The organism is Blastococcus sp. SYSU DS0552 (assembly GCF_054050815.1).
The window spans coordinates 1-5,639 of sequence record NZ_JBJHAB010000040.1 but is presented as its reverse complement, the minus strand read 5'-3'; the positions used below and the strand labels follow the sequence as shown (position 1 = coordinate 5,639).

Annotated in this window: 6 protein-coding genes; 1 reads left to right on the top strand and 5 read right to left on the bottom strand. The window is 74.7% G+C overall.

What is annotated here, in order from left to right; translation table 11 throughout:
- From ACI8AG_RS20415 to crcB, 5 genes are all read right to left on the bottom strand, one after another.
- The coding region (locus ACI8AG_RS20415; RefSeq protein ID WP_456598488.1) for a methyl-accepting chemotaxis protein at window positions 1–1,096 on the bottom strand (1,096 nt) is incomplete at its 3' end.
- A gap of 297 nt (window positions 1,097–1,393) precedes the next feature.
- A complete protein-coding gene (gene otsB / locus ACI8AG_RS20410) occupies window positions 1,394–2,131 on the bottom strand; it encodes a trehalose-phosphatase (RefSeq protein WP_456598487.1) in 738 nt (245 codons plus the stop codon).
- Complete coding sequence (locus tag ACI8AG_RS20405; protein ID WP_456598486.1) at window positions 2,128–3,543, bottom strand: alpha,alpha-trehalose-phosphate synthase (UDP-forming); 1,416 nt, start codon at window positions 3,541–3,543, stop codon at window positions 2,128–2,130. Before ACI8AG_RS20405 ends, otsB begins: the two co-directional genes overlap by 4 nt.
- A gap of 49 nt (window positions 3,544–3,592) precedes the next feature.
- On the bottom strand, window positions 3,593–3,952 hold the full coding sequence (locus ACI8AG_RS20400; RefSeq protein ID WP_456598485.1) for a fluoride efflux transporter FluC: 360 nt from the start codon (window positions 3,950–3,952) through the stop codon (window positions 3,593–3,595).
- On the bottom strand, window positions 3,949–4,332 hold the full coding sequence (gene crcB, locus ACI8AG_RS20395) for a fluoride efflux transporter CrcB (protein WP_456598484.1): 384 nt from the start codon (window positions 4,330–4,332) through the stop codon (window positions 3,949–3,951). The genes ACI8AG_RS20400 and crcB overlap by 4 nt, the downstream gene beginning before the upstream one ends.
- A gap of 88 nt (window positions 4,333–4,420) precedes the next feature.
- On the opposite strand from crcB, the gene ACI8AG_RS20390 reads away from it, so the two are divergent.
- Window positions 4,421–5,518 (top strand): CaiB/BaiF CoA transferase family protein, encoded by a 1,098-nt coding sequence (locus ACI8AG_RS20390; RefSeq protein WP_456598483.1) that lies wholly within the window; start codon window positions 4,421–4,423, stop codon window positions 5,516–5,518.
- The last annotated feature ends 121 nt before the right edge of the window (window positions 5,519–5,639 follow it).

Here is a 5,639-nt window from a genome sequence, read left to right as displayed (position 1 = left end):
CCAGCTTGGCCACGGTGGCGGTCGTCGTCTCCGCCGCCGTCACCGCACGCGCCGCCACCTCGCTGGCCTCCGCCGCGTTGGACGCGATCTCCCGGATCGAGGCACCCATCTGCTCCGCACCCGCGGCGACCGTCTCCACGCTGCGGGAGACCTCCTCGGCCGCCGAGGCCACCACCCCGGACTGCGTCGAGGTCTCCTCCGCACCCGCCGAGATCTGCGCCGAGGACGCCGACAGCTCCTCCGACGACGCCGCGACGGCGTTCGCCGAGTCGGCGACCGAGGCGAGCACACCCCGCAGGCTGGCCCGGGCGGTGTCGAGCGCGGCCGCCATCTGACCGACCTCGTCCCGGGAGGAGACCCCGGTGTCCACGGTCATGTCGCCCGTCGCGAGGGCGTCCAGGGACTGCTTCACCCGCTGGACCGGCCGGGTGACCGAGCGCAGCGTCAGCACGCTGATCGCGATGATCACCAGGACGCCGACGGCGGCCGCGATCTCCGCCACGACCGCCGCCCGCGCCAGCGCGTCGTCGAGCCGGACCTGCGCGGCGTCGCTCTCGGTCCCCAGGACGTCCTTGGCCTCGCTGACGGCGCCGTCGGTCAGGTCGTTCGCCTGCTGGATCTCCTCCCAGCGCGGCCGCATCGCGGCGGGGTCGGCGACGGCCAGGTCCACCCACGCGGAGATGGCATCGGTGTAGGCCTCGAAGCTCTCGGAGAGGCCGGCCACCGAGTCGGCCGCCCGGCCGCTGAGGCGGATCGTGGCGAGCTCGGCCAGCATGCCCTCGGGCGTGGCGATGTCCTCGGCGAGCTCGGCGCGCTGGGCCTGGGGATCCTCCCGGACGAGCGTCTTGAAGCCGTCCACCTTCAGCTCGCTGGCCCGGGTGTCGAGCTGGAGCACCAGCTCCTCGGCCTCGTTGAGGCGCTGCAGCTCGGCGTTCGCGTCGTGCACCGTCGCATTGCCGACCAGGACCGCGGACAGCAGCCCCGCGAAGGCGGTCACGACGACACCGATCAGGATGCCGAACTTCACCGCCAGGGGGCGGTCGGCGAACCACCCGGCACGCCGCCGGGTACCGGGGGAGGGGAGTGGTGCGTGCACGCTGGACCGTCCTGAGGGAGAGGTGCCCGCCGGTGTGGCGGCTCGCTCATTGTTGTGACTCCACCCAGGTCGCAGAGCACCGTTCCGCAGCGGATTGCACATCGTTATGCCATCGCCGGGTCAGCGACTCCGGCACGCGATTCATCGACAATCCCGAGACGCTCGTCGTCGCGTGCCAGGTCCATTCCCGCATTTCGAGGAAGGGTATTGCGGGCATGTCGACACCCCAGGGCCCGGTGACCGCCGGGCAGCGGTCCGGTCGCGCGCCGCGCGGCGCGACACGGAGACGGAGCGGGCTCAGCCCAGGCGGTCGGCGAGCGCCCCGAGGAGGCCCACCACATCCTCGGGCCCGGCCACGCGGTGGCGGGCGGCTGTCTCGCCGTCGCCGACCTTGACCGTCAGGTCATCCGGCCGCAGGGCCCGGAACGCGTCCTCGTCGGTGACGTCGTCGCCCAGGTACAGCGCCGCCCGGGCACCCAGCTCGCCGACGAGCCGCTGCAGCGCGGCGCCCTTGTGCGCGTCGGTGACGGCGACCTCGAGGACGTCCTTGCCCGGCTTGAGCGTCAGTGACGGATCCACCGCCCGGCGGGCCTGTTCCAGCAGCTCGGCCGCTCGGGTGCGATCGGCCACCTGCCGCACGTGGACGGCGACGCTGGCCGGCTTGATCTCCAGCCGAGCGCCGGGCGTGCTCTCGACCAGCGGCCGCAGCACCCCGGCGAGCTCGTCCCGCCGACCGGCGTCCGCGCCGGCGAGGGGCCCGTCGAACTCCGCCCCGTGGCTGCCGATCCAGCGGAAGGGACCGGACAGGCCGCTGGTCCGGCGCAGGTCCTCCACCCCGCGACCGCTGACCAGGGCCACCGTGACGCCGTCGGCCGCCGCCAGCCGCGCCAGCGCCTCGGCCACGCCAGGCTCCGGGACGGCCGCCGCCGGGTCGTCGCGCAGTCGGGCGAGGACGCCGTCGTAGTCGCTGGCCACCAGCAGCGGTCGGCGTGCGGCGAGCGCCGTCAGCGCCTCGTCGAGGCCGGGGGAGGTCACGCCTGGCCCCGCAGCGCCTCGAAGAACGAACTGGCCCAGTGGTCCAGGTCGTTGCGGAACAGGTGCCGGCGCATGGTCCGCATCCGCTTGGCCGCCTCGGCCGGCTCGATGCGCAGCGCCCGGACCAGCTGTGTCTTGACGCTGGCGATGTCGTGCGGGTTGACCAGGAGGGCCTGCCGCAGCTCGGCCGCCGCCCCGGCGAACTCCGACAGCACCAGCGCGCCACGGAGATCACCGCGCGCCGCGACGTACTCCTTGGCCACCAGGTTCATGCCGTCGCGGTAGGGGGTCACGAGCATGACGTCGGCGGCCCGGTAGAGCGCGGCGAGCTCCTCGCGCGGCATCGACTGGTTGAAGTAGTGGACGGCCGGGCCGGCGATGGACCCGAAGACGCCGTTGATGTGGCCGACCTGCTGCTCGATCGTCTCCCGCATGTGCACGTAGTGCTCGACGCGCTCCCGGCTCGGCGTCGCGACCTGCACCAGCACCGTGTCCGGCGCCTCGATCGCACCGTCCTCGAGGAGCTCCTGGAACGCGTTGAGCCGGACGCTGATGCCCTTGGTGTAGTCCAGCCGGTCGACACCCAGGATGATCTTGTCCGGGTTGCCGAGCTCGGCGCGGATCTCCTTCGCCCGGGCGAGCACCTCCGGCGAGGAGGCGAGCTCGTCGAAGGCCCGGACGTCGATGGAGATCGGGAAGGCCTTGGCCACCACCGTGCGGCCGTCGTACTCGATCTGATCGCGCTTGCAGCTCAGGTCGTGCAACCGCCGGGCGAGCTGCACGAAGTTCACGGCCGCCGACGGGCGCTGGAAACCGACCAGATCCGCGCCGAGCAGGCCCTCCACGATGGCCGACCGCCAGGGGAGCTGGGTGAAGAGCTCGTAGGGCGGGAACGGGATGTGCAGGAAGAAGCCGATGGTCAGGTCCGGCCGGACCTGGCGCAGCATCGCCGGCACCAGCTGCAGCTGGTAGTCGTGCACCCAGACGATGGCGCCCTCGGCCGCCACCGCCGCGGTGCGCTCGGCGAACCGCTTGTTGACCTGCACGTAGGTGTCCCACCAGGCGCGGTGGTACTCGGGCTTCTCGACCACGTCGTGGTACAGCGGCCACAGCGAGGCGTTCGACATGCCCTCGTAGTAGCGGTCGACCTCCTCCTCGCTGAGCTCGACGGGGATCAGCGACATGCCACCGGACTCGAACGGCTCGGGCGCCTCGCCGGCGGACCCGGACCAGCCGACCCACGCGCCACCGCGCCCGGCGACGAACGGCTCGAGCGCCGTGACCAGCCCGCCGGGGCTCCGCTGCCACCGGGTGCTGCCGTCCGGATCGGTGACCTGGTCGACCGGCAGCCGGTTGGCGACCACGACGACGGGGCTGTCGGCCCCGACCCTCTGCTCCGTGTTCTCCGCCATACCGCCCTGACCCTATCCAGCACCTGCCCGTCCCGCTGCGCGGGGCCGCTCAGATCACCCGGCCGAGCACGTACCCGCCCGCCGCGGCCGCCAGTCCCACCAGCACGGTCGCGGCGACGTAGCCCACGGCGCGGAGGGGGGCGCGGGCCTCCGCGAGCCGGACCACCTCGGTGCCGAACGTCGAGAACGTGGTGAGGGTGCCGCACAGGCCGACGCCCACCAGCGCGACGACCCACGCCGGGGCGGTGGCGGTCCCGAGGAGCACGCCGAGCAGTGCGCTGCCCGCCACGTTCACGGTGAAGGTGCCCAGCACGCTGCCGGTTCCGCAGCGGGCCACGGCGACCCGCTCGGCCAGCAGGCGCAGCGGCGCGCCGACCAGGGCGCCCGCGACCACCAGCCACGGCGTCACCGGGATCCTCCGGCGAGGGCGCGGCCGGCCAGCGTCCCAGCGGCCGCGGCGGCGACGCCGCCGAGCACCGAGAGAGCGACGTAGGACAGCGCGGTGCCGACCGCGCCGGACTCCACCAGCCGCACCACCTCCACCGCGAAGGTCGAGTACGTGGTGAAGCCGCCGAGCACGCCCACGCCCAGGAACGGGCGGGCCCAGGGGGAGCCCGGGGCGCGCGCCACCAGGACGGCCGCCAGCGCGCCGAGGAGCAGACAGCCGGTCACGTTCACGCCGAGGGTGGCCCAGGGCAGGCCGGCGGGGGACGGCGGGAGCGCCTCCGCCACCGCCCAGCGGGCGAGGGCACCCAGCGCGCCGCCCAGGGCAGCGAGCAGGTAGGCCATGTGACCAGGCTCTCCTCCCGGGTGCGGCGTCGGGCAGCATGCCCCCGGGAGGGTCGCACGAGCGCGGCCCGGAGCAGGGGAGGACGCCGTGGGACCGCTGGAAGGTGTGCGGGTCGTCGAGTTCGCCGGGCTCGGGCCCGGTCCGTTCTGCGGGATGCTGCTGGCCGACCTCGGTGCCGACGTCGTCCGCATCGACCGCAAGGGCGACCGCGGGGGACTGCTGGGCTCGCTGGGCGCGACCTCGCTGCTCGACCGCGGCAAGCGCTCGATCGCGCTCGACCTCAAGGACCCGGACGACGTCGGCGTGGTGCGCGCCCTTGTGCGGCGGGCCGACGTCCTGCTGGAGGGGTTCCGCCCGGGCGTGATGGAGCGTCTGGGGCTGGGACCGGACGAGCTGCTGGGGGAGCACCCCGCGCTCGTCTACGGCCGGATGACCGGCTGGGGGCAGACCGGGCCGCTCGCGCACAGCGCCGGCCACGACATCGGCTACATCGCGCTGACCGGCGCGCTGGGCGCCAGCGGGCGCCCGGACGAGCGCCCGGCCCCGCCGCTGAACCTGCTCGGCGACTTCGGGGGCGGGGGAGTGTTCCTGGCGCTCGGTGCGCTCGCCGCGCTGCTGCACGCCCGGGCCACGGGGGAGGGGCAGGTGGTCGACGCGGCGATCGTCGACGGCACCGCCGTCCTGACCACGATGATCCACGGGATGCTGGACGCCGGGGCGTGGACCGACCGCCGCGGTCGCAACCTCCTGGACACCGGGGCGCCGTTCTACGACGTCTACCGCTGCGCCGATGGCCAGTTCCTCGCCGTCGGCGCGCTGGAGGAGCAGTTCTACGCCGCGCTGCTCGAGGGCCTCGGGCTCGCCGGGGACGAGACGCTGCCACGCCGCGAGGACCCCCGGCAGTGGCCGGCGCTGCGGGAGCGGTTCGCCGGGGTCTTTGCCTCCCGCACCCGCGCCGAGTGGTGGTCGGTGTTCGAGGGCACGGATGCCTGCGTCGCGCCGGTCTGGTCGCTGCTGGAGGCGACCGAGGACCGGCACAACCGCGAGCGGGGGGTGTTCGTCGAGGTCGACGGGGTGCGGCAGCCCGAGGTGGCCCCCCGGTTCTCCCGCACGCCGGGCGCCGCCGGCAGCGTTCCGCGGCCCGGCCAGCACGGCGACGAGATCCGCGCCGAACTCGGGCTCTGAGCGACGTCCTGGCTCACCTGCCGGGGGGGGGGGGGGGGGGGGGGGGGGGGGGGGGGGGGGGGGGGCGGGGGGGGGGGGGGGGGGGGGGGGGGGGGGGGGGGGGGGGGGGGGGGGGGGGGGG

Excerpts from the sequence above, each read along its gene's own strand:
- ACI8AG_RS20405 (WP_456598486.1), bottom strand. The coding sequence starts at position 3,543 with ATGGCGGAGAACACGGAGCAGAGGGTCGGGGCCGACAGCCCCGTCGTC.
- crcB (WP_456598484.1), bottom strand. The coding sequence starts at position 4,332 with ATGGCCTACCTGCTCGCTGCCCTGGGCGGCGCGCTGGGTGCCCTCGCC.